The sequence below is a fragment of the Flavobacterium sp. GW821-FHT11G01 genome (assembly GCF_058808175.1).
In genome coordinates, this window is record NZ_JBXARK010000010.1 from 42,823 (window position 1) to 69,660 (window position 26,838).

The window sequence follows — 26,838 nt, forward strand, 5'->3', positions numbered from 1 at the left end:
AAGAAACAAAAAAGGCAGTAACCGAGTTACTGCCTTTTGTAAAATTAAAACCACTTAATTTTACTAATTACCACTTAAATTCCAAACCATTTTATTGAAAAATTTAATAATCAAACTTACTCATTAAATAACTGATAACTATCCTGTTGTACCCTGCCTGAGAATAAAAAAAACCGTCTCAGAAATGAGACGGTTTTCAAAAACAAAAATATAAAAAATGTACTAGTAACCAGGGTTTTGCATTGCTGCTTTTTCAGCCGCTGTCAAAGGTTTTCCGTTTGCATATACAGCATCAAGGAAAGTTTGCGGAATAGGACGTAAATTATGGTATTCCTGAATATTTGCAGCCGCTTCGATGTTATACGCTTTGGCTCTTGCCAGCAAAGTTTTAGTTCTGCTTAAATCTCCCCAACGGTGGAATTCGCCACAAAGTTCTCTCGTACGCTCATTCAATATCAGACATAACATTCTGTCATAATCACTACCATAGCCTAGTTTTGTAATTACTGCCATATCTTCTGCAGGTAAAGCATTAACACTCGCAATTGTTAAACTTGTTGCAGTTGTTGCAACTGCAATATTATTAGATTCGTAATAGGAGTTTTCCGGAATATACGAAATCGGGATTCCAGCCTGACCCGTAGTCGTCCACGCCGCTGAACCATCTACATAAGCTGCACGGTTTTCTCCAGATTTGTAAGCTGCACGAGTACGAACTGTGTTAATATAAGGCAGAGCATCAGCAAATGAAGCAGATCCTAGTTTTGCCAAACGCACTTTTGCTTCAGCAGCCATTAAATAGGTTTCTGCAGAACGTGCCAAAATGATATCACGTGATCCTTTAATATTACTTAAATCTATCCTGTTACCATCCATATACTTACTTAGTGACGGGAATCTAACATCAGCCATTAAACCTACTTTATCTGCTGCATAAGCAACATAAGCACTTGGAATTGTTTTTCCGGTTTTTGGATAAATTATAGCATCTGTGTTTTTAGTTTTCGCAAAACGTGTATCAGCTGGTGTATTTACAATATACATAATACCCAAGTCGCCATTTTTATAAACGGCACCCGATTGATTATTCACGATGCTTTTTGTTTGAAAACTTTTCCAGAAACGAGAGTCGTTTACATGATCAAAAGTATCATATACAAAATAAGTTGGTGCCAAACGGCTAAATGGTCTTCCACCTGCAAGATTACGTCTCATTTGAGGCAACTGATCATAAGTAGAAAGGAAATATAAGTGTTGTTGATTTCCTCCCGTAGTTAGTGTACTGGCATTAAACTGTGCAGATAAAATTAGTTCTGGAAGTTTTTCGTTTGCACCATCAGCAATTGTATAATTCCATAGATTATCATAATTTGCTGCTAATGGATGATGAGAAATTACCTCATCAGATAATGTAACTACTTGTTGCAAATCTGCTGCTTTTGTAGTTCCGTTCCAGCTGTCATTAATTTCACTGGCACGCATTAAATAAGCTTTCGCCAAATAATGAGCTGCAGCATCTTTGGTAATTTTAGCAGGAGCTCCGGCATTTCCCAATAAAGCATAAGCTTGTTTGAAATCCTCAATTACTTGTCCTAAAACTTCTTGTGGTGCAGTTCTTGTAAATTCTAACTGAACAGTAGAACTAGTCTTTAGTTGTAAAGGAACAGCACCATATTGACTTACTAATTTTAAATAATTGAAAGCTCTTAAAAAATATCCTTCTCCTAATGCTGTTTTCTTGATCGCATCATTTGAAGAAACGATTTCTGTAGCAGCTTCGATTAATTGATTCGCATTTCCAATTCCAATATATAAATTGTCCCAATTGGTGTTTGCTGCTACAGTATTAGCATTTGATACTGTTACAAAAGCTTTGAAACCAGAAGAATAAGAGTTCCAGATCCAGTTAGAAGGATCTCCTCCGGCATGAAATTCATCTGTACCGGATTCTGTTGCTGAAAGCGGAACTTCGCCTTGAAATTCTGCTGCAAAAACCTGATAATAAGTTCCAATGGCAAGTGCCTGAATTCCTGCTTCGGTTTTATAATAATCTTTACTATAAGCTGTGGTCAACTCTTCATCAAGAAAATCTTTGTTGCATGAACTAGTTAAAGTCAATGCGGCAACAAGCATTAAATTGATATATAGTTTTTTATAATTTTTCATAATGATCTTTTTTAAAATTAATTTAGAATTCTACATTTAACCCTAAAGTCATACCTCTGTTTGAAGCTGTTGTCTGTGTATCCAAATCAGTCCATTTTACTTTTGTGAAAATCATACCCGGATTAGTCGCCTGACAGTATAATCTCAATTTAGAAAGTCCTAGTTTTTGCACTAAATCTTTGTCGAAATGATACGCTAAGGAAACATTTCTCATTTTTAAGAAAGAACCACTACGATATCCTAATATTGGATAATATGGATCTCCTGTTCCTGCAGAATAAATTGGTTTTTGATATTCAGCATTGGTATTATTATCAGTATAATAATCAATTGATCTCTGACTTCCTTTTGCTCCTTCGTTTTCTCCTAATGTATCATAATAGTAGCCCATACGACCATAGATAAAGAAGGATAATTCTACATTTTTGTACGTAAAAGTATTGGTTAATCCCATGATATATTTTGGATCTTTAGAACCAATAATCACACGATCATTGTTGGCATCAATTTTATAATCACCATTTTGATCTACCGGTCTTGCATTACCAAAAGTAAAAATTGTAGAACCAGCAGCCGCATTAAATTTTGCCATTTCGGCAGCATCTTCAGGTTTCCAAATTCCGTTTGATTCGAAACCATAAATCACATTTTGAGAATTCCCAATAAATAAGTTATTGGTAATATCATCAAATTTTCCATTTTGCAGCGATACTATTTTACTTTGTTGGTAGGAACCATTAAAAGTAGAAGTCCATTCAAAATCTTTTGTTGTTACGTTTACTGTATTTAAAGTAAGTTCTACTCCGCTTCCTTTAGTTTCACCAACATTTTGATATGAATCTTTAGCACCATTTACTGTTGGAATTCCTCTTTTAAACAATAAATTAGTTGTTTCACTTGTATAATAATCTAAAGCTCCTGCTACTCTGCTGTTAAATAATGAGAAATCGATCCCGTAATTAAACTGAGCTGTTTCTTCCCAACCCAAATCTAAATTCCCTAATGATGTATTATTAACAACACCTGATCCGTTTGGATAAACGATTCCTGTCAATGGAGGCTGAGTACCGTAAGCAGCAATTGCAGAGTTTCCAGTAACACCATAACCAATTCTCATTTTTAATTGGTTAATCCAGGATACATTTTCAAGAAACTTTTCTTTATTTAAAACCCATGCTCCAGAAGCACTTGGAAAAAATGCCTCTTTGTGTCCTGGCGCTAATTGAGAAGCGGAGTCACTACGAAACGATCCCGTAAATAAATACTTATCTGCAAAACTGTAATTTACTCTGGCCATATAAGAATACAAACCAGATTCTATTAAACCTGAAGAGTAACCTGCAAGAGTTACATTAGAAGGAGTCAAAGCATTCCATTTGTTTCTTGGATCTTTTATATCATTAGCTGACATCGCACTTTGTTCATTATGATATTGAGTTTGACTTAATAATAAAGTTCCTCCAACCGTATGATTTCCGAAAGTTTTGTTATAAAAAAGCAAGTTATCCAAAGTATATGAGATAGTCTGTTCTTTAGTCAAAGAAGCAAAACTTGTTCCTGAACGAATTGCTGATTTACCATCTAAATAAACCCCATCACGGTAAGAAGTAAGATCAGGACCAAAATTAACACGGTATTTTAAACCGTCTAGTTTAGAAGAAAAACCTCCTAAATCAAATTGTGCATATAAACTACCAAAAGCACGCATTGTGATACGTTGATCCTGAGATAATTTATATTCATCAACAGGAGTTCTAATGGTGGAATCCCCTCCAGGACTATCAATTCTGTTTCCGTTAAGATCATAAGGAACAGCGTAAGGAAGATTGGTACGGGCAGTTGCATAAATTCCTGTAGAACTTGTAACAGCCGTTCTTCCTACGTTTGATTGTCCGTATTCATTTATACCATAACTTGTATTAATACTAACTCCCATTTGGAACCATTTTGTTGGCATAATATCAACATTGGCTGTACCACTGTAACGTTTGTAACTTTGTCCAAATAATGTTCCTGTATTATTCAAATATCCAAAAGAACCGTAAGCCTTCATTTTTTCAGTACCTCCACTAACACCTAATGTATGCTGTACTGTAATTCCGGTGCGGGTTACAAATTTTGTCCAGTCTGTAGTGGCTACCTTAGAACCATCCCAGGTTCCGCCAGCCCATCCTTTTTCGATGTTTGCCCAAGCAGCCGGATCAGCAGAAGCAAGGAAAATTAATTTATCATTTTCTATTGTAGGAGCATCTCCTTTTGGAAAAGCACTTGGATTAGAATAATATCTTCCCCAACGACGAAATTCGATATATTCTCCAGCGCTCATCATCGGAGCATTTTCATGTATCTCTTCTGTTACGATAGAAGTGTCATAATTTAATGTAAATCTCCCATTTTTCCCTTTTTTTGTTGAAATGATAACAACACCATTAGCACCACGAGAACCATAAATCGCTGTTGCAGAAGCATCTTTTAATATATCAATCGATTCAATATCCGTAGGATTTAAAAAGTCAATTCCTCCCGAATTTTGATCGACACTATTCTTTCCTGTAGTGGCATCCGTATTAAGCCTTGTATTTAAGGGAATACCATCTACGACATAAAGTGGTTCATTAGAAGCCGAAATAGAACGAGCTCCACGAATGGTAATACTCGCAACGGTTCCCGGACGCTCTGTAGTGGTAACATCAACTCCGGCAGCCTTTCCTTGAACCGCCTGAACTGCATTAACAACAGGTCGTGAAGCAATTTCTTCAGCACCTACGCTGACGATAGATCCCGTAAGATCTTTTTTCTTCTTTGTACCGTATCCAACAACAACAACTTCTTCAAGAGAATTGTCATCTTCTTGCAATACGACATTAACTGAACTTGCATTTCCAACGGTAATTTCCTGTTTTTTAAAACCGATGAAACTGTAAGTAAGAACATTTCCAGGAGCTGCATTGATGGAATAACTTCCGTCAAGATCAGTACTAACTCCATTTTGGCTTCCTTTAATGAGGACGTTTACTCCCGGCACCGGTAGTCCTGATGCATCTTTAACGGTACCTTTAACTACTTTGTTCTGTGCGTAGCCTGATGCATGAAATAATGCAATCATTGCTATCAGCAACAGAACACTAAATTTGTTTTTCATAAAAGTTAAAATTTGGTTAATTAATTAGTTATTCCAAATTTATCCAGAAGTTAATTCCGCACCGTCCTGTAGTATCCTGTATAGCGCTATACTACTCTTCTAACCTACAGTGTTTTACAGCCTTTTTTTAAGCTTTTTTTAACCATAAAAACCTTCAATACATTGATTTTCAAGCAAAAATCAATTAAAAAAATGATAAATACACATATAAAAATTAAATAATATTTTTTTTCAACATACCGCAATTTTGTTCAAAATTTTTTATTAAATAGAAAAAATATTACTAAAAAGGATAGATATTCCATATTTAAAAAAATCTGATAAAAATCAATATGAATGATACAATTTTTTCTTTCTATCATTCCAATTTAGACATAAAAAAACCGCCTCAAAAATTGAGACGGTTTAAAAAAATAACAAATAAAAAGATTATTTATATCCTGGATTTTGCCATTCTGCTTTTTGCGAAGCAGATAAGTTAGAACCATCATCATTCAATAGACCATCAATAAAAGTTTGTGGAATTGGACGAAGCTCATGTTTATTGGCAGTAATATTTGTTGCAGCTTCAGCATTGAATGCTTTTGCACGTTTGATAAGCAATCCTGTACGAGATAATGTTTCCCAACGTTGCCATTCTCCTAATAATTCACGAGTTGATTCATTAAGAATAAAGTTTATCGCACGTTCCTTATCTGTTGCAGCTCCCACTTTAGCAATAACCGCTTCATCTTCTGCAGGCAGGTTATTAGGGAAAGTTGTCAATCTTAAGTCAGATGCTGCTGTTGTAACAGGTATAGTTGGATTAGACAAATAATACGTATTCATATCTAAATTTGAAGTCGTAAAGTTTGTTGCATTAGTTCCTGTATTTAAAGGGTTAACTTTAAACGCCTGAGAACCATCATTATAATAAGATCTGTTTTCACCTGCTTTCCACTGTGCTCTGGCTCTCACAACGTTAATATCCTGCATTGCATTTCCAAATTGATTAAGACGAACATAACATTCCGCGCGAATTAAATAAGTTTCAGCAAGACGCGCCATAATTACATCACGATGTGCATCACCTCTTTCAGCAGTACGGGAACCATCTTCTGTTTTGTTAATTCCAGCAAAGAAATTACAGATTGGCTGATTTTTAAATGTAGGAGCTACATAAGTTCCGTTTTGGTACAATACTAAAGAGTTCGGTACAAACTGTCCTTTTTTAACTGCTAAAGTTCCTGAAGTAGGAGTTTGTCTGGCTCCTGTATTCCACTCTGGTAAACGACCCGCTGCATCTGTCCATGTTGGAGCCTGAACTGTGGCACCGAATTTAGCAGTATTATAAGTGTTATCGTTTTTAGTATTCAAAATCATTACAATAGCCGGATCTCCAACTTTCACTCCAGCCGGGTTAGGAGTTATTACACTATTTGCACCATAAACGGTTCTAAAGGTTTTCCACATACGGGCATCATTTACGTGATCGAAAACCGAGTAAGTATATTCGGTAGGACGACAACGTTGAAAATCCATACTTCCAATCCAAACACCACGTTTCACCCATCCTCCGGAAAAACTAGAAAACTGAGGAGCAAAATAGTTATAAGTACGGTTTCCAAAACGACCTACTGTAGCAGCATCACCATTGTGACCGGCAGCCATCAAAATTTCATTCAATTGCTCATTTGGACAATCAATTCCCGTCCAGTTTGCATATAGATCACTATAATTAGGTGTTAATGGCCCACGCGCTGTAATAGCATACGAACAAGCATCAATTGCTTCTTTAAGATCTGCATCTTTGTATTTACTGTTCCAGGCATCGTTACGTTCTGAAGAACGGAATAACAATGATTTTGCTAAGAAATGCGCAGCAGTTGCTTTAGTCCATGTAACCCCTTTTCCATAAGTAAAAACTTCACCCTCAAAAAGACTATACGCATTGCGGAAATCTGCTATAACCTGCTCCCAACATTGCTCTTCTGTAGCACGCACATAATTACGAACTACACCTTCAATAGGTTTTGTTTGAAGAACAACACCTCCATATTGAGCAACAAGTCTATAATAATTATACCCTCTTAAAAAATAAGCATGGGCTAAACAGCGATTTCTCGTTTTTACATCCGGAATTACTTTTTCTGCTTTTGCAATGATAGTATTACAAGATGCAATACCATAATACATTTCATCCCAAAGCGCATTAGGATTCGTCGCATTTCCATTAGCAGCTCCTGTAGCGGCTGATGCACCAACCGGTCCAAAGCGATTATCATAGGTATTCCACATTTCATTGGTAAGGTCATTTGCATTGGTAAACTCATCGGTACCATAAAGTGTATTTCCATAAGACCATTCAAAACCAAAATGCCAACGGATATTACCATAAAGCGATACTGTTAAAGCCTGAAGACCTTCAGGAGTATCAAAATAAGCGGTCGAATATGCATTTGTTTGTTCTTCGTCCAGAAAATCTTTCGAACACGAGGTAAAAGACAACCCCGCCATTAATAAAAGACCGATTCCGATATTTTTTATATTATTCATTTTTTTACTTTTATTGTTATACTTCAATTCGCCACAATACATTATTAAAACCCAACCTCAATACCCATAACGAAACTACGATTGAAGTAAGTTTTATCCGTGTCAAAATCATACCAGTCTAAAGATTGGTAAATACTTCCAGGATTTACAGCCTGTAAATAAAGTTTCATGTTTGCTAATCCAACTTTATTTGCAACATCTTTAGATAAATTATAACCCAAAGAAATATTACGAATTTTTACAAATGATGCCTTTTGAAAACCAACAAGTCCTGAGAAAGGATCTTGTGAACCTGAAGATGCCTGACCAAGAATTGGTTTTTGGAATTCAGCATCTGTATTATCCGGAGTCCAGTAATCTGTTTCACGTTGGTTGGCGTGAGCCGTTAAAGCTTCACCTCCTAAAGACGCTGTGTATCCTGTACGACCGTAAATATTTATTCCTAAATCAAAACCTTTGTAGGTAAAGTTGTTGTTCCATCCCATTGTCCAGTTAGGATTACTGTTCCCAACAACAACACGATCAGCAGCATCCATTTTATAATCACCATTTTGATCTTTAGGACGTACATTACCCGGAGTGAACTTATAGCTGTTAGCATTCCATTTTGCCATTTCAGCAAGATCTTCCGGAGTGTTTTGCCAAATTCCCTGATAATCATATCCGTAACGAACAGCAATAGACTGCCCAATAAACCATGAGTTACTTACCATGTCATTTGCACCATTTGCTAGTTCAACTATCTCATCTTTTTGCCACGCACCATTTAAATTAGTTTCCCATGTAAATCCGCTGGCAGTTTGTATTGGAATAAGATTAAGCGTTACCTCAACCCCATGATTTTTTGTTTGACCAATATTCGAAACGATATAAGGATAACCTGATACAGGTGGTATATCTACTCTTAATAATAAATCTTTAGTATCAGATTTATAAGCATCAATAGTACCACTAATTCTGTTGTTTAAGAAACTAAAATCAACTCCTAAATTATATTGTGTCGTTTTTTCCCAACCCAAATTTTTATTAGGCATTCCAGTTTGAGTATCTGTATAATAAGGTTCATTTGTTGTAAAACCTGCCTGATTACTCATACCATTGAAAGGGAGGAATATTTGACTAATATTTCCTAATGTTCCATAAGGATTAACTGATGAGTTACCTGAGGTACCTACACCTAAACGAAGTTTTAAATTCTCAACCCAATCTACATTTTTTAAGAATTCTTCATTGTTGATACGCCAAGCCAATGCTGTTGATGGAAAAAAGTCCCATTTATGTCCATCAGACAACTGTGAAACTCCATCCCAACGTCCTGAGACAGTTAATAAATAACGATTATCAAATCCATAATTAGCGCGCGCCATGTAAGAAGTAATCTTACGTTGATTAAGTCCAGAGCTCATACGTGCATTATTAGCAGCATTTGTAGCATCTACCGAACTCATTGCATTCCATAAAAAAGAAGGTTTAGGAATATTATTAGCACTCATTGCAGAAGTCTCATAATCCCAAGATGATGCTGTCTGTAACAAAGTTGCACCAACTTTATGCTTAGCAGCAAATGTACGGTCGTAGCTAATAATATTATCTAACGTCCATGAAAGATCACGACGGTTTTGAAGACGGGCAAAGTTAACACCTGTACTACCATTTGAGTTAATTTTTAGTGATGATGTTCCATCAATATAAACTCCTTCTCTCCAATGACGGAAATCAGGTCCAAAATTTATTTTATAAGTAAGTCCCTCTAATGATTTGGTCATTTTACCAAAGTCTAAAGTAGCAGCAAAATTAGCCAAAACACGCATGGTTTGTGATTGCTGGGTACTTTTATCCCATTCATTCGCAATGGTATAAATTCCTGATTCTCCACCTGGATTGATAATCAAATTGCCGTTTGCATCATAAGGAACAGCAATATTATAAATAGATTTAGCAGCTCCATAAATAGCGTCGGGCGCCGTCCCACTTCTTGCGTTTAAAGTCGACATACCATAATCTTGTTCACTCCACGAAACATTAAAAGAGGCATTCATTTTAAACCAGGCCACCGGAGTAATATTTGAAGTCAATTTTGCTGTATAACGTTTGTACCATTGTCCTTTTTGAGTACCCTGATTATCCAAATAACCAATAGATCCATATGTATTTACTTTTTCAGAACCTCCACTAGCACTAATAACGTGCTCTGTACTTATTCCTCCCTGAGTTACTAAATCAGTCCAATCTGTATTGGTTACTTTTGAGGCATCCCATGTTCCGCTGGCCCAACCTTTTAATACATTATCTCTTGATGTCTGACCGTCTAAGGCACTATCAAAAATTAATTTATCATTTGCCAAAGTAGGTGAATTTGGATTAGCATATTTAGTTGGATCAAGATTGTAAGCTGCCCAACGTCTGAATGTAATAAAATCAGAGGCACTCATTGATGGCGCTCTGTCGACAATTTGAGAAGTGGTTACAGTACCGGCATAGTTTAATGTAAACCTGCCCGTTTTACCTTGTTTAGTTGTTACAATAATAACCCCGTTAGCTCCACGCGATCCATAAATAGCAGTTGCAGAAGCATCTTTAAGAATGTCCATCGATTCAATATCCCTTGGGTTAAGTGTTTCAATAGCAGACTGAGATAACAATGGCACACCATCTACAACATATAAAGGATCATTACTTGCTGTCAAAGAGCGATTACCACGAATACGTACTGTACCTAAAGATCCCGGACGCTCGTTTGTCGTAATATCAACACCCGCTACTTTACCTTGCAACGCTTCAGTTGCACTTGTAACAGGCCTGTTCATTAATTGTTCAGCAGAAATACTTGAAACCGATCCTGTTACATCAGATTTTTTCTGAGTTCCGTAACCAACAACCACAATCTCATTAAGTTGTGATACTTCTTCAGCAAGTTTCACATTGATTTCTGAAGTAGTACCAACTGTTTTTTCTACAGTCTTTGAACCGGTAGAAGAAAAGATCAACACCTGACCAGCACTTGCATTAATGGAGTATTTACCGTCAAAATCAGTACTAGTTCCCTGTTTTGTTCCTTTTAAAAGCACATTTGCTCCTGGAATAGGTAATCCCGAGGCATCTGTAATGGTACCTTTAACAACTTTGTTCTGCGCATAACCTGCTGTTTGCAATAAAGCAAACAGGGCCAAAATCAGCAAAAGACTAAATTTGTTTTTCATAAAAAGTTTAAATTTGGTTAATTAATAGTTAATCCAAATTTATCCAGAAGAGGTTCACACAGCATCCTGTAGTATCCTGTTAACTTTCAGTATCTTATGAATTGTTTTAACATTTTTTTACGAGAAAGAACTCGAACTAATTGATTTTCAATATTAAACAAGCAGAAAAAACAGAATCTAATAATATCAAAATAAAAGAATATTTTTTTTTCATATATCGTATTTATGTTCTAAAAAAAATATGAAATAGAAAATATTAAAACAATTCCTTCATAATTTGATTTGTAAGAAATTAAACAATAGAAATACAGAAAAGTTTTATCACAGACTTCTTATTTAAGAGGTTTCCATCAAACAAAAACCGCCTCATAAATGAAGCGGTTTCTTTCTAAAACAAAAAAAATAAAAATACTAATTAATCATACCCAGGATTTTGATCGTAAAGCCCAGGCACAGCCAAAAGTTCCTGTAACGGAATAGGGTACAATAACGAGTTGTTGTCAATTACCCTAATTTTATTCCCGGTATCTTCAGCTATTCTCCATGCATTCATAGTAGTTACTGCCTTTCCAGATCGGATTAGATCAAACCATCTTGTACCTTCTGAAAAGAATTCTTTTCTTCTTTCATCAAACAATTGATCTAAATTGATATTTACTGCATTTTCTGCCACTCCCGCTCTTTTTCTGACCTGGTTCACAATTGCATCCACATCTGCCTGAGTACCGCCACCACCATGCAATGTACATTCTGCCATTAACATCAAAACATCTGTATAACGTGTTACCATAAAATCTACACCCCAGTCTTCACGACCATTTCCGTATCTTGTCGGGTCTATATATTTTATAAAAACAGGCTCCGTATAAGTTCCTTTGTAAGTTCCGGAAGCCACAGTATAACTTGTGGCAATACCAGCAATTTTTCTTTTATCAGCCACATCAAACATATTTAAAAACCCTTTCGAAATTGGTTTGGCTTCCAAAGATCCTTGCGCAGATAAATTTACCGAAGCAAAATAAGGCTCGTAGCCAACTTCAACCATAAAATTTCCTCCAACGGGAGTTGAAATATTTTGCGTGTACGGAATAGTCAATACATTCTCCTTATTTGCAAGTCCTTCTACTTTAAAAATGGCTGCGTAATCTGCTCCAAAAGTGTACAAGCCACTTGTTTTAATATCATTGAGTTCCTTATAGGCTTTATCCCATTCGTTTAATCCAAGCATAGCACCATCAATTCCGTATTTTGGACTAGAGCGCGTCATATAAACCAAACCTAATAATGATTTTGCACCATATTTTGTTACTCTTCCAAAATTAGCAACATCATAAGTAGGACTAAGATCGGCAATAGCTAAATTTAAATCGGAAATAATTAAATCATAGATCTGACTAACAGGAGTTCTTCCAACTTTAGAAGCTTCCTGAGCCGTCATTGTTCTATCAATTAACGGAACTCTACCGAACCATCTGATTAAATCAAAATAACAAAACGCTCTTAAAAAACGGGCCTCAGCTACCATTGAAGTTTTATCTGCAGGATTTGTAAAGATGGCATCTCCTTTTTCGGCAAGTTTTTCTAACAACTGATTTGCTTTATAAATTGCATTGTAATTACTTGTATAAGCTTCTTTTACATAAGTATTAGAGCTGATTGAAGTGTAAAAACTATTAATTCCTTCCCAATCTCTTGAAGCGGTAGTGGTAGCATACAAATTATCAGATCTAGTTTCACTTAAATTCAAAACTCTGTTTGCATAACCATAGGTTCCTGCTCCGTGAAAAGCCACGGAATAAGTTGCATTTCTGGCCTGTACAAAATCTCCAGGAGTAGCATAAAAATTCTCTATTGTTCCAGCTGATAAAGGCAACTGTGTCAATTCATCTGTGCAGGACCACTGTGTCATTAGCAGTAAAACTCCTGCTGTTATTAAGATATATTTTTTCATTTTCTTTTAATTAAAATTAATATTAAGTCCGATAACTAACGATTTTGCTAAAGGCGCTCCACCGTAATCAACCGGTACAGCAAAATCAGAGTTTGAACTTGCAGAAGTATTTACCGCTTCAGGATTAAAACCAACTTTGTATTTATTCCAATAGAACCAGTTTTCACCTGTTACGTACAATCTTGCGTTATCAATTCTTTTAATTCCTTTTAATGCTTGTCTTAAATTATATCCGATAGAAATATTTCTAACACTTATATAATCAGATTTATATAACCAGTCAGAGTTCGCCTGATAGCCAAAAGAAGTTCTCCAATTTCCTCTAACTGCCGGATCAACATTTAGTGAATTCTCTACAGATCCCATTCCGGTACGATCAATGGCACGACCAGTTAATCCGTATACTGTTCCTCCATTTTGTCCCTGAACTAAAATATTCAAATCAATGTCTTTGTATTTAAAAGTATTGGTGATTCCCCATGTATATTTTGGAGTTGGATTTCCTAAATCTATACGATCCTCTGAGTTAATTTTTTTATCTCCGTTTTGATCTACATATCTTGGATCTCCAAGAACTAATTTATTTCCACCAATAGTTGTTCCGCCTGTATCAATGTCAGCCTGAGTAACTACTCCATTTTGTTTAAGTCCAAAAATGGTATACATTGGTTTACCAACTTCTAATTTTATAAAAGGAATTCCTCCATCAAAAGAGTTGCTAATTTCAATTTTATCCTGACCCGGACCTAAAGCCACCACTTTATTTTCGTTATGGCTAATATTTGCTGATGTTCTCCATTCAAAACTAGATGTTTTAACATTTAGAGAATTCATTTCAAATTCCCATCCTTGATTTTGTACTTCACCAATGTTGGTTTGAAACGTTTGAAATCCAGAAGAACTAGGAGTCGGAACTCTTAAAAGCAATTCGTTATTATTTTTTCTATATACTTCAAATGATCCTGTAAGTCTGTTTTTTATAAATCCAAAATCCAATCCAAAATCTATACTTTTTGATTCTTCCCAATGTAGATTTGGATTTGGGATCGAGGCTGCTCCCTGACCAGCTGCGGCTGCACCACCTAATGAATAATTGAAAGATCCAAGGGTTGCATACTGAGCGTAACTTCCAATATTATTACTTCCGTTTGTACCTGCACTAGCTCTTAATTTTAATTCGGTTAACCAGTCAACATTTTGCAAAAATGCTTCTTGTTTCACTCTCCATGCTAAAGAAAGAGAGGAGAAAGTTCCCCATCTTCTATCCGTACCGAATTTCGAAGAACCATCACGTCTTATACTTGCTGCCAGAATATATTTTTCTTTGAAATTGTACTGAAGACGAGTGAAATAAGAAAGTAATGTATTTTTTTCTGCAGTGGTCGAACCGATAGATCCCGCAGGTAATGTCTCTATAGTTGAGCTGTTATAAAGCGCTCCTGAAGACATAGTAGATTTTGTAATTTCATACTTATTAAAAGATTGTCCTAAAAGCACATTAAAACTATGATTTCCAAAAGTTCTATCATAAGTCAGCGTATTTTCATTTACTATATTTTGTCTTCTGTAGGTATTGTAGGCTCCCCTGATACTTGCAATTACATCATTTGGTGTATAACTTTCGTTCACATTATCTGAGTTATCAAAGTTAATGGTGCTTTTAAAAGTAAAACTCTTAGCAAACTGATAATTCGCATATCCAGAAATTAAAGTTCTATACATTGAGTTTCTACCTGTTCTGGCTAACGCATTTAGCATATTGGTTGTACTGGATCCCCATGCATATCGCGTTGTATATTTTTCTCCGGCAGCATTTGCAGCACTTTCAAAAACTGGAGTTGCAGTAAGGGCTTTAAAGAGTGTATTGTCTTTTCCTTCAACTCCCGGATCGTTTTTAATAGAATAAGATGGCGCTAAATTGATTCCCATCTTAAAGCTGTCTGAGAGTTTAACATCAATATTTGCTCTTCCCGAAAAAAGAGTATAATCAGTACCTACAATATATCCGGTATTTTTTTGATAGTTTGCCGAAACATAATAATTCACAGCATCAGTAGCCCCAGAAGCAGTTAACTGATAATTACTAAACTCTCCGGTTCTGAAAACTTTATCCTGCCAATCAATATAATCCAGTCCTGGGTGTCCCGGAATATCCCATCTGTCATCATACAAATACGTATAATATCTGCTATTGCTAGGAATAAGAGGTGCTGTTGGATTTTTTAAATTATAAGCCGCAATTCTTTCCGCATTAGTCTGACTAGCAGACGCTCCCGCAATTCCAGATCCAAGCCATTGCCCGTCAATCATTGTTTTGGCGCGGTCTATCCATCCCTGAGCAGAAAGCATATCAACTCTGTTAGCTTCTTTATTAACTCCTCCATAGGTATTAAAAGTAAATTGTGTTTTTCCTTTTTTACCTTTTTTTGTTGTAATTATAACCACACCATTAGAGGCGCGCGAACCATAAATTGCAGCAGCGGCAGCATCCTTTAAAACTTCAATAGAAGCCACATCATTGGGATTCATATTGTCCAGTGGACTTCCGTTTGAAAATCCTCCATTAGAATTTGATCCTTCTGTATAAATAGGAAATCCATCTACTACATATAATGGCTCATTTCCGGCAGTAATAGATCCCGACCCTCTGATTTCGATACTAAAAGGCTGTCCTGGTAAGCCTGTTGTTTGTTTAACACGAACCCCGGCTACTTGTCCAATCAGACCCTGATCTATTCTTGAAATCGGTCTTTCTGTAAAATTCTCTGTTTTAATTCCTGATATGGCACCACTTGTTAATTTTTTCTTTTGGGTTCCATAACCAATAATAACAACTTCATTCAAATTTGAACTTTCAGCATCTAAAGAAATATTATAACTGTTTGAAGCTCCAATTACTTGTTCTTTTTTAATAAATCCCACAAACGAAAAAACTAAAGTTTCTCCCGGAGCTACAGAAATACTGTATTTTCCATCAATATTGGTACTCGCTCCCCGACCTGTTCCTTTAACAATTACGTTAACTCCCGGAATAGAGAGTTTGGACGGATCCGTAACTGTTCCTGTAACTGTTTTATTTTGCGCATAACCTGATGTATGCAGCAACGCAAACAAGGCTATAATCAGCAAAAGATTAAATTTGTTTTTCATAAAGGTTAAATTTGGTTAATTAATTAGTTTAACCAAATCTATTTAGAAGAGTCTTTCGCTGCATCCTGTAGTATCCTGTTAACTTTCAATGTTTTATGTATACTTTTTAAGTTTTTTTTATAAAAAAAAACATAGAACTATTTGATTTTCAATATAAACAAACAAAAAAAGCAACAGATATTAATATCAAAACAAAAGCGTATTTTTTTTTCACATATCGCATTTATGTTCAAAAAAAATTATGAAATATAAAAATATCAAAAAAATATTTTTATATTATTTCATTGATTTTCAGTGCATTTACACATTATGGCTATGCTTGGTTAAACATTTCTTAATTTTAGTCAAAATTTTAGCATACAGTACGGGATAGTATATAAAAAATTATACAATAAATTGCCGCAAAATAATGAGATTGTTTTAAGATTTTTAATACCACTATGTTATAAAATTAACTAGTTCACAATATTAAACGCAATCATAATTGCAAATGTATTGTAGTATTATAATCCGTTTTAAGTCTTATTGTTATTGTCCAATTTTATATTTATTATTCGGTATGATCCCAGAGACAGAACATATTATAGTCAATGTCAAAGAACATTCAAGCGTTCCTAAATTTATTCAGGTAGCAAACAGCATAGCCGCTGATATCGAATCCGGAATAATAAAAAAAGGACAAAGGCTCCCGTCAATTAATGAACTAAGTGAGAAGAACTCCATGGCAAGGGATACCGCCGAGAAAGCATATAAGGTTTTACGTGATCGTTATCTGGTTTTCTCTGTAAAGGGAGTTGGCAATTTTGTGAGTGATATAAATTCAGATATTAAAACAGATGTTTTCTTTCTCATCAACAAACCCAGCTCTTATAAAATGGAAGTTTACAATGCTTTTGTTGACACGATAGGCCTAAAAGGACGTGTAAATATGTATATTTATTATTGTGATGAACATCTTTTTATTAATTCCCTGAAAAAAAACATTAATAATTACAATTACTTTGTGATTATGCCTCACTTTATAGGCAAAGGAAAAAGTCATGTCAATTACACACCAAAAGTGATTAAAGCTATTGAAGCAATTCCAAAAGAAAAATTAGTCATACTCGATAATTCTTATTCTGAAATATCGGGAAATTTTACCGCGATCTATCAGGATTATAAAAAAGATATTGCTCAGGCTCTTGAAGAAGGTTTGGAAAAAGTTAAAAAGTATAAAAAATTCATATTAGTATATCCCAGCAAATCTCTTTTTCCATACCCTAAGGCAGTTTTACAAGGATTTGTACAATTTTGCAAAAAGCATCAAATGGATTTTGAAGTACTTGACGAAATCTATCCAGATCAGGAATTTGATTCCAAAGAAGCCTATATCACACTTGAAGATAGTGATCTTGTAAATTTGATACAGGAGATCAGGGCAAAAAAATTGATTATTGGTGTTGATGTAGGTGTCATTTCCTATAATGAAACTCCCCTTAAAGCTCTTTTAGGAATAACAGTTATTAGCACTGATTTTCAAGCAATGGGAGAACAAGCTGCGAAACTACTACTCAGTGGTAAAAAAGAATTCATCAAAAACCCCTTTCAATATATTGAGCGAAATTCTCTATAGAGACTAAAACGATTGGTCATTGCTATATTTTTTATAGCTATAAGTGAGTTCAAGTCATTAGCCTGAGAGTATCAAATTCATAAATACGTTATAAGAAATTTTATTAAAATATTTTTCAGCATTTCGCATCTATTTTATCCAAAAAGTAAGAATTAACGATAAAAATTCGAAATTTACCATACATTTTACTTTTTGAAAAATCATTTTTAACAGGATGCTACAGGATAGCATTTTTAGGAACTACTGCTACTTTTACTTTTAACTAACCGACAACCCTTTGAACAACATAATGATGAGATTAAATAAACCAAATCGTTACTTTATTCTTCTGTTTTTTTATTGTTTTCTAAATTCATTTGCTCAGGAAACAATTTCTCCATGGCCAAAATCAACTAATATCAATCAGCCTTGGGCGCGCTGGTGGTGGATGGGAAGTGCAGTAGACAAACCAAATTTAAAGAAGAATCTTGTTGATTTTCACAACGCCGGAATTGGTGGTGTAGAAATTACTCCGATCTATGGTGTAAAAGGGGAAGAAAGCAATTTTATTGATTATCTCTCTCCAAAATGGTTGGAAATGTTAGACTATACAATTCAGGTTTCAGACAGTCTTCATATGCAGGTGGATATGGTTTTAGGAACAGGATGGCCATATGGAGGTTCACATGTCACCTTGCCTCATGCCGCTACAAAATTGGTTGTCGAGAAATACCAATTGAAAAAGAATGAAACATTTGATCGAAATATTAAGGTTGAAAACACTAAAGAAAAACAACCAACTGAACTTTTATATGTTGTGGCTTACGGAATTGATGGATCTGTTATCGATCTGACAAATCAATTAAATAAAAACGGGTCAAAACCAAAGGATAAAGGTATCGACGGAAAATCTGTTTCTATTCCTAATCCATTAGAACCAAATAAATTAAAATGGAAGGCTAAAAAAACGGATTATACATTATATGCCGTTTTTAGTGGTAAAACCGGACAACAAGTAAAAAGATCTGCTCCGGGAGGAAGCGGTTTTACATTAGACCATTATTCAGAAGAAGCCTTAAATGCTTATGTTGTTCCGTTTAATAATGCTTTTATAGGTCGTGAAGGAAAAATCAGAGCGATTTTTAATGATAGTTATGAAGTTTACGGAACTGATTTTACGCCTAATTTCTTTGAAGAATTTCAAAAACGAAGAGGTTATGATTTAAAAAAGCAATTGCCTTTATTGTTGAGTGAAACGGATAATGAAATTGGCAACCGAATAAAAAGTGATTATCGCCAGACTATTGGCGATTTATTATTAAACAAATTTGATAAACCCTGGACACAATGGGCACATTCTAAAAATTTTAAAACCAAACTTCAGGCGCACGGATCTCCTGGTAATTTAATTGATTTATATGCTTCCGCAGATATTCCTGAATGTGAAACTTTTGGTTCAATGCCTTTTGATATTCCAGGTTTCAGACGTGAAAAAGAAGATATTCGTGAAGGAGACGCAGATCCGGTAATGTTGAAATTTTCATCATCTGCAGCACATATATCAGGAAAAAATCTTGTTTCTTCTGAAACATTTACCTGGTTGAGAGAACATTTCAAAACAGCTTTATCACAATGTAAACCTGAAGCAGAGGATTTAATGCTTAATGGAGTTAATCATATTTTTCTTCACGGTTCAACTTATTCTCCGGAAAGAGCAGCCTGGCCGGGATGGAAATTTTATGCATCTGTAAATTTTAATTCTAATAACAGTATCTGGGAAGATGCTCCTGCTCTATTCTCTTATATTGCAAATTGTCAATCGATGCTGCAACAGGGAAAATCAGACAATGAAATATTGCTTTACTGGCCTATTTTTGATAATTGGGATAAATACAAAAAAGGAAGTTTATTTGTTGAATACAAAATACATTCTTTATCTGATTGGTTGTACGAAACTTCATTTTATGATACAACCAAAAGTCTTATGAAAAAAGGATATGGAGTTGACTTTATCTCAGATAATTTTATAGCTGAAGCGAAAGTAGTGAACGGAAAAGTAAGTTTACCTGGTGGAACTTTTAAATCACTGATAATTCCTGCTTGTAAAAAAATGCCTCTTGCAACTTTACAGAAGCTTATTGAGTTGAAAAAATCGGGAGCAAATATTATTTTTGAAGGACTTCCGGAATCTGTTCCGGGTTTTAATGACTACCAAAAACAGGAACAAGAACTTAAAACGCTTTTAACTTCAAATAGTGAATTGGTTAAACCAACAACTGACATTTTTAAAACATTAGAAAATAATCAAATATATCCTGAAACCCTTGTAAATACAGGTTTAAAATTCATTCGAAGAAATATTGATGGAGAGAAAATATATTATGTTGTAAATCATACTCCAAAAACAATAGACGAATTTATTCCGCTTCAAATTGGCAATAAAGAAGTTGTAATTTTTGACCCTCTAAATAGAAATTATGGAAACGCTATTGTAAAGAAAGAGGCAAATACAACATTAATAAAAATAAAAATAGAACCTGGACAATCTTATTTTCTAAAAACAGAAAATACAGCTTCGCAAAAGAAATGGAATTACTACGAACCAACAGCAGAAGCGGTTCTGTTAAAAGGAAATTGGAAAATTACTTTTGATAAAGGCGGTCCGAAATTACCTCCAGGTGCAACAATTTCAAACTTAGAATCGTGGACAAAATTGGGTCCTGAAGCAGAAGCTTTTTCAGGTTCTGCAACATACACACTTCAATTTGATAATCCGAATATCAAAACAGAATCATGGAGTTTAAATCTGGGAGATGTCCGCGAAAGCGCAAAAGTTTGGCTAAACGATGAATTTATTGGAACCGCCTGGTCAGTTCCTTTTAAATTAAATATCGGAAAATTAAAAGCTGGAAAAAATACTTTAAAAATTCAGGTTACAAATCTTTCTGCCAACCGAATTAGAGACAAAGAATTAAAAGGTGAAGAATGGAAAATTTTCTATGAAATCAATATGGTTGATAAAGATTATAAAAAATTCGATGCCACAAAATGGAATCCGATGCCTTCCGGATTATTAGGTCTTGTTACATTAACTCCATTAAAACAACAAAACTAATTACTAAATAACGAATACTAAAATGAGAAAATTACTTTTAATCTTCGCTATATGCTTTCTATATACGGCAAGCGCACAACAGCCTTTTGACAAGAAACTGGTGCTAAAGCAAATGATTTTAGCCAATGATTATTTTATGCAAAAATGGCCTGAAACAGGCAAAACTATTATTACTAATAAAGAACGCCCAAGTAACATTTGGACACGTGGCGTTTATTATGAAGGATTAATGGCCTTACACGAAATTTTTCCAAAAGAAGCTTATTACGATTATGCTTATTCATGGTCAGAATTCCATAAATGGGGATTCAACGGTGGAAATGTAACCCGCAATGCCGATAATTATTGTGCAGCCCAAACCTATATTGATTTATACAATTTAGAACCAGATGCTAAAAAACTAAAAAATACGAGAGCAAATATCAATATGCTGTTAAATACGGCCCAACTAGATGATTGGTCGTGGATTGATGCGATTCAAATGGGAATGCCGGTTTTTGCAAAAATGGGCGTTTTAGAAAAAGACAATCGTTATTTCGAAAAAATGTACCAAATGTATATGTATTCCAGAAACAAACATGGCGACAACGGACTTTTTAATCCAAAAGATGGTTTATGGTGGCGTGATGCCGATTTTGATCCTCCTTACAAAGAACCAAATGGACAAGATTGTTATTGGAGTCGTGGTAATGGCTGGGTAATTGGTGCTTTGGCAAAAGTATTGACCATTATTCCTGAAAATGCACCTCACAGAGAACAATATGTAAAAGACTTAAAAGCGATGGCTGCTGCCCTGGTTCCTATTCAAAGACCTGATGGATTCTGGAATGTAAGTTTACATGATCCAACAAATTTTGGTGAAAAGGAAACTTCAGGAACTGCTTTATTTGTTTACGGTATAACCTATGGAATAAATAGTGGAATTTTGAAAAAAGAAACTTATTTACCAGTTGTTCAAAAAGCATGGAATGCCATAACTACCGAAAGTTTACATACTAATGGTTTTTTGGGTTTTTTACAATCAACAGGAAAGGAACCTAAAGACGGTCAACCTTTATCGTACGATAAAATTCCAGATTTTGAAGATTACGGATTAGGCTGTTTTTTACTGGCTGGTTCAGAAATTTATAAAATGAAATAATGAAAAAAGCACTATTGTATTTTGTTGTAATTCTTTTTAATTCAACTTTATTTTCTCAGGAATTTAAGAGAGAAAAATACAATTTTAACGCTGATTGGAAACTAAAAGAAGGAGACTCTAAAAATGCAGAGTCTCCTTCTTTTAATGATAATTCCTGGAAAAAAGTAACACTTCCGCATGCTTATAATCAGGAAGAAGCTTTTGAAAAAGACATAGAACACCTTACTACCGGAATTGTTTGGTACCGAAAGAAATTTAAACTTCCAAAAGGAATCAAAGACAATAAAATTTTCTTAGAATTTGAAGGAATTCGTCAGGCTGGAATAATTTATTTAAATGGACAAAAAGTTGGTCTTCATGAAAATGGTGTAATGGCTTTTGGGTTTGATATTTCAAATTTAGTAAAACCTTTTCCACAAGAAAATACAATTGCACTTCGAATTGATAACGATTGGAAATACAAGGAACAAGCCACAGGAGCACCTTATCAATGGAATAATACTAATTTTAATGCAAATTATGGCGGAATTCCAAAAAACGTTTTTCTGCATATTACCAGCAAATTATATCAGACACTTCCACTCTACTCCAATCTTAAAACGACGGGAGTATATGTTTATCCTTCAAAAATTGATATTCAGACTGAAACTGCCGTTATCAATGCTGAAACAGAAGTTCATAATGAATTTGAAACCTCAAAAACAATTCAGTATGATGTTATTATTGAAGATTTAGACGGAAAAAAAATTGCTTCTTTTTCAGGTGAAAAAACAACTTTGGCTCCAAATGAAACAAAAATTTTAAAAGCTAATAATGTAATTAACCGTCTACATTTTTGGAGTTGGGGTTACGGTTATTTATATACTGTAAAAACAATTTTAAAAATTGACGGAAAAGTTATTGATGAAGTTTCAACCAAAACCGGTTTTAGAAAAACAGATTTTAAGGAAGGTCAATTTTGGCTGAATGACAGGGTTCTTCAGGTTAAAGGATATGCACAAAGAACCAGCAATGAATGGCCTGCAATTGGAATGTCAGTTCCTGCCTGGTTAAGCGATTTTAGTAATAAATTAATTGTTGAAGGTAATGGCAATTTAGTCCGCTGGATGCACGTCACGCCCTGGAAACAAGATATAGAATCCTGCGACAGAGTTGGATTATTACAAGCAATGCCAGCTGGTGATGCTGAAAAAGATGCACAGGGTGATACCTGGAAGCAACGTGTAAATTTAATGCGAGATGCTATTATTTACAACCGAAATAATCCAAGTATTATTTTTTATGAAAGTGGCAATGAGTCGATCAGCGAAGCTCATATGCACGAAATGAAAAGTATAAGAGATACTTACGATCCTTTTGGAGGGCGTGCGATAGGTTCACGCGAAATGCTGGACAGCCAGGAAGCCGAATATGGTGGAGAAATGCTTTATATAAATAAAAGCGCCAAAAAAACATTGTGGGCAACCGAATATTCCAGAGATGAAGGTTTGCGTAAGTATTGGGATGAATTTTCACCTCCATATCATAAAGAAGGAGATGGTCCCCTATATCGTGGAAATCCCGCAAATGATTACAATCATAATCAGGATCATCATGCTATTGAAGATGTTGTTCGCTGGTACGATTATTACAGGGAAAGACCCGGAACTGGAAAAAGAGTAAATTCTGGAGGGGTAAATATTATTTTCTCAGACTCGAATACACATCATCGTGGCGAAGAAAATTACAGAACCAGCGGTGAGGTTGATGCAATGCGTATTCCAAAAGATGGCTATTGGGCACATCAGGTCATGTGGGATGGCTGGGTTGATATTGAAAAACATCGAACGCATATTTTAGGACACTGGAATTATAATGAAAGGGTGACAAAAAATATTTATGCGGTTTCAACAGCTTCTAAAGTGGCATTATTTGTCAATGGCGTTTCTAAAGGATTTGGGAAAAGAAGTAATGAATTCCTTTTTACGTTCGAAAATATCAACTGGAAATCAGGAATAATAAAAGCTATTGGTTACGATGAAAACGGAACTATTTTAAGCCAAGATGAAAAGGCAACAGCAGAAAAATCATCAGAAATTAGATTAAATTTAAAAACACAACCAAATGGAATGTTGGCTGATGGTGCCGATGTAGCTTTAATTGATGTTGAAGTAGTTGATAAAAATGGAAATCGTTGTCCGATCAGTAATAACCTTATTTCGTTTTCGATTGAAGGACCGGCAACATGGTTAGGTGGAATTGCTCAAGGACCAAAAAATTATGTTCTTTCAAAGAATATTCCCGTAGAAAATGGGATCAATCGTGTCATGATTCAATCTTTGGCAAAAGCCGGAAAAATAAAAATTACAGCAAAGTCAGACGGATTGAAATCAACAGAATTATCTTTTGAAACAAAGCCTGTAATAATTACGAATGGTCTTTCAAAAGAACTTCCCGGAATAAATCTTCTTTCTAATTTAGAACGCGGACCAACCCCTAAAACACCGTCTTACACACAAAAAAGAATTCCGATAAATATTTTAAACGCGGTTGCTCCGGCAAATAATAATGATACCTACAAAAGTTACGACGACAACGAACTAACAGAATGGAAAAATGACGGAAATATTAATACCGGAACTATAACCTACACACTTTCAAAACCTTCAATTGTAAATGAAATTGTCGCAAAATTTACAGGATGGAGAACTAAGATTTATCCAATTAGAATTTTAGCAGATGGGAAAGAAGTTTTTAAAGGGAATACTGCACAAAGTTTAGGGTATATTACAATCCCCTTACAGCCTGTTTCTGCTGAAAAAATTACCATTGAGCTAATTGGTGCAAACACAGAAAAAGACGGCTTTTCTAAAATTGTTGAAGTAGATCCAACAAAAGAATTAGATTTATATAAAGATAAAACATCAGTAGAGGCTACTGGGCAATTACGCATTGTTGAAATAGAATTTTATGAAAAAATCAAATAATTTAAACGCAGTTAAAGTAATATTAATTTTTATCTCTTTAGGCATGAGTCTTTCTGTTTTCTCACAAAAAAAGGAAATTCCATTATGGGATAAAATTCCTGATGAGATTACATCTAAAGATTATTCAGAAAAAATAGTAAAGGATAAAAATGATATTGCAGAAGATGTTCGAAAAGTTACCATACCTACCCTTACTGTTTATTTTGCCGATCCCAAAAAATCAAATGGAACATCTGTCATAATCTGTCCTGGAGGTGGTTACGGAATGTTGGCCGTCAATAAAGAAGGCTATAAAGTAGCAGAATGGCTTAACAGTTTAGGTATAACTGCTTTTGTTCTCAAATACAGATTGCCAAGTGATGTAATTATGAAAAATAAAACTGTTGGGCCATTGCAGGATGCGCAGGAAGCCGTGAGACTGGTTCGTCGCAATGCCGGCAAATGGAAATTGGATTCAAACAAAATAGGTATTATGGGTTTCTCCGCGGGTGGTCATTTGGCTTCGACTTTATCTACTCATTATAATGATAAAATTTATCTTCCTGCAGATACTACAAGTGCTAAACCAAACTTTTCAATTTTAATTTATCCTGTCGTTTCAATGCAGGAAGGTATTACACATCAGGGTTCAAAAGAAAATTTACTAGGAAAAAATACAGCTATTGAAGTAGTAGAAAAATATTCGAATGAAAAACAAATAACTGCCAACACATCAAAAACCTTTTTGGTTCATGCCACAGATGACAAAGCAGTGCCAGTTGAAAATAGTATCAATTATTATCTGGCTTTAAAAAAAGAAAAAGTTTCTGCTGAAATGCATTTGTATGAAAACGGAGGCCATGGTTTTGGGTTAGGTACAAAAGGAACTAATGCTTCCTGGCCGAAAACTTGTGAAAAATGGTTGATGGCCAATAACCTCATATTTAAACCTGATGGTTATGTATTTACTTATTTTAAAGGAAATGGTGAAGATGGCCTGCATTTAGCTTACAGTGAAGATGGATACCTATGGTCAGCTTTAAAAAACGACACTTCTTTTTTAACTCCAGAAGTAGGAAAAGATAAACTAATGAGAGATCCTTGTGTTATAAAAGGTGGAGATGGATTGTATCATATGGTTTGGACTGTCAGCTGGACAGATAAAGGGATTGGATACGCTTCATCAAAAGATTTAATTCATTGGTCAAAACAGGAATTTATTCCCGTTATGGAAAATGAGGAAAAAGCAAGAAATACATGGGCTCCTGAAATTACATATGACGAAAATTCAAAAAATTATATGATTTATTGGGCGTCTACAATTGAGGGAAAATTTTTGGAAACAAAATCAGAAGAAGAAAAAGGTTATAATCATAGAATTTACTATACCACAACCAAAGATTTTAAAAAATTCAAAAAAACCAAATTACTTTATGAACCTGGATTTAATGTTATAGACGCTTCAATCGTAAAACAAGATCAAAAATTTGTAATGTATTTAAAAGATGAAACCAGAAATCCGGTTCAAAAAAATATTAAAATGGCAGTTAGTGAAAAGCTAAAAGGTCCATATAGTAAAGCAAGCGATGCTATTACTGGAAAATATTGGGCAGAAGGCCCAACAGCAATTAAAATAAATAATAATTGGACTGTTTATTTTGATAAATACACCGAAAAAAAATATGGCGCAGTAAAAGAAACACCTCAAGGCTGGATAGATATTTCAGAACAAATTAGTTTCCCTAAAGGGACACGTCATGGTACAATTATAAAAGTTTCTGAAGAGGAAATTGCTGCACTAAAAAAAGAATAAAAATATTAAAATTCTCTGAAATAAAAATGCAGGATATTGAGCAATCTCTATCCCACATTTAAGTGAATTAATATAAAATATTTAAT

Annotated in this window: 11 protein-coding genes; 5 read left to right on the forward strand and 6 right to left on the reverse strand. The window is 34.7% G+C overall.

What is annotated here, in order from left to right:
- Positions 1-222: 222 nt before the first annotated feature.
- The 6 genes from AC1RRN_RS17295 to AC1RRN_RS17320 all read right to left on the reverse strand — a co-directional run bounded on the left by AC1RRN_RS17295 (position 223) and on the right by AC1RRN_RS17320 (position 16,144).
- On the reverse strand, positions 223-2,166 hold the full coding sequence (locus AC1RRN_RS17295) for a RagB/SusD family nutrient uptake outer membrane protein (protein WP_492968492.1): 1,944 nt from the start codon (positions 2,164-2,166) through the stop codon (positions 223-225).
- A 22-nt stretch (positions 2,167-2,188) separates the two neighbouring features.
- Complete coding sequence (locus AC1RRN_RS17300; RefSeq protein WP_492968493.1) at positions 2,189-5,308, reverse strand: SusC/RagA family TonB-linked outer membrane protein; 3,120 nt, start codon at positions 5,306-5,308, stop codon at positions 2,189-2,191.
- 429 nt (positions 5,309-5,737) lie between these two features.
- Positions 5,738-7,843 (reverse strand): RagB/SusD family nutrient uptake outer membrane protein, encoded by a 2,106-nt coding sequence (locus tag AC1RRN_RS17305; protein WP_492968494.1) that lies wholly within the window; start codon positions 7,841-7,843, stop codon positions 5,738-5,740.
- A 44-nt stretch (positions 7,844-7,887) separates the two neighbouring features.
- Positions 7,888-11,043, reverse strand: coding sequence for a SusC/RagA family TonB-linked outer membrane protein (locus AC1RRN_RS17310; protein WP_492968495.1), 3,156 nt, complete (start codon positions 11,041-11,043; stop codon positions 7,888-7,890).
- A 415-nt stretch (positions 11,044-11,458) separates the two neighbouring features.
- The gene (locus AC1RRN_RS17315; RefSeq protein WP_492968496.1) at positions 11,459-12,994 is read right to left on the reverse strand and encodes a RagB/SusD family nutrient uptake outer membrane protein; all 1,536 of its coding nucleotides are present in this window, start codon (positions 12,992-12,994) and stop codon (positions 11,459-11,461) included.
- A 6-nt stretch (positions 12,995-13,000) separates the two neighbouring features.
- Positions 13,001-16,144, reverse strand: coding sequence for a SusC/RagA family TonB-linked outer membrane protein (locus tag AC1RRN_RS17320; RefSeq protein ID WP_492968497.1), 3,144 nt, complete (start codon positions 16,142-16,144; stop codon positions 13,001-13,003).
- Positions 16,145-16,703: 559 nt separating this feature from the next.
- Here AC1RRN_RS17320 and AC1RRN_RS17325 point away from each other — a divergent pair.
- The 5 genes from AC1RRN_RS17325 (at position 16,704) to AC1RRN_RS17345 (ending at position 26,752) form a co-directional block, all read left to right on the forward strand.
- Positions 16,704-17,759, forward strand: coding sequence for a GntR family transcriptional regulator (locus tag AC1RRN_RS17325; protein WP_492968498.1), 1,056 nt, complete (start codon positions 16,704-16,706; stop codon positions 17,757-17,759).
- 292 nt (positions 17,760-18,051) lie between these two features.
- Positions 18,052-20,853: a glycosyl hydrolase gene (locus AC1RRN_RS17330; protein WP_492968499.1), complete on the forward strand. Its 2,802-nt coding sequence runs from the start codon at positions 18,052-18,054 to the stop codon at positions 20,851-20,853.
- 22 nt (positions 20,854-20,875) lie between these two features.
- A complete protein-coding gene (locus AC1RRN_RS17335) occupies positions 20,876-21,994 on the forward strand; it encodes a glycoside hydrolase family 88/105 protein (RefSeq protein WP_492968500.1) in 1,119 nt (372 codons plus the stop codon).
- The gene (locus AC1RRN_RS17340) at positions 21,994-24,960 is read left to right on the forward strand and encodes a glycosyl hydrolase 2 galactose-binding domain-containing protein (protein ID WP_492968501.1); all 2,967 of its coding nucleotides are present in this window, start codon (positions 21,994-21,996) and stop codon (positions 24,958-24,960) included. The genes AC1RRN_RS17335 and AC1RRN_RS17340 overlap by 1 nt, the downstream gene beginning before the upstream one ends.
- Positions 24,944-26,752, forward strand: a complete 1,809-nt coding sequence (locus AC1RRN_RS17345; protein ID WP_492968502.1) for a prolyl oligopeptidase family serine peptidase — start codon at positions 24,944-24,946, stop codon at positions 26,750-26,752. The genes AC1RRN_RS17340 and AC1RRN_RS17345 overlap by 17 nt, the downstream gene beginning before the upstream one ends.
- Positions 26,753-26,838 lie beyond the last annotated feature (86 nt).

Bases quoted from the DNA above. Each gene is read 5' to 3' on its own strand.
- AC1RRN_RS17295 (WP_492968492.1), bottom strand. From the start codon at position 2,166: ATGAAAAATTATAAAAAACTATATATCAATTTAATGCTTGTTGCCGCA.
- AC1RRN_RS17300 (WP_492968493.1), bottom strand. From the start codon at position 5,308: ATGAAAAACAAATTTAGTGTTCTGTTGCTGATAGCAATGATTGCATTA.
- AC1RRN_RS17305 (WP_492968494.1), bottom strand. From the start codon at position 7,843: ATGAATAATATAAAAAATATCGGAATCGGTCTTTTATTAATGGCGGGG.
- AC1RRN_RS17310 (WP_492968495.1), bottom strand. From the start codon at position 11,043: ATGAAAAACAAATTTAGTCTTTTGCTGATTTTGGCCCTGTTTGCTTTA.
- AC1RRN_RS17315 (WP_492968496.1), bottom strand. From the start codon at position 12,994: ATGAAAAAATATATCTTAATAACAGCAGGAGTTTTACTGCTAATGACA.
- AC1RRN_RS17320 (WP_492968497.1), bottom strand. From the start codon at position 16,144: ATGAAAAACAAATTTAATCTTTTGCTGATTATAGCCTTGTTTGCGTTG.
- AC1RRN_RS17325 (WP_492968498.1), top strand. From the start codon at position 16,704: ATGATCCCAGAGACAGAACATATTATAGTCAATGTCAAAGAACATTCA.
- AC1RRN_RS17330 (WP_492968499.1), top strand. From the start codon at position 18,052: ATGAGATTAAATAAACCAAATCGTTACTTTATTCTTCTGTTTTTTTAT.
- AC1RRN_RS17335 (WP_492968500.1), top strand. From the start codon at position 20,876: ATGAGAAAATTACTTTTAATCTTCGCTATATGCTTTCTATATACGGCA.
- AC1RRN_RS17340 (WP_492968501.1), top strand. From the start codon at position 21,994: ATGAAAAAAGCACTATTGTATTTTGTTGTAATTCTTTTTAATTCAACT.
- AC1RRN_RS17345 (WP_492968502.1), top strand. From the start codon at position 24,944: ATGAAAAAATCAAATAATTTAAACGCAGTTAAAGTAATATTAATTTTT.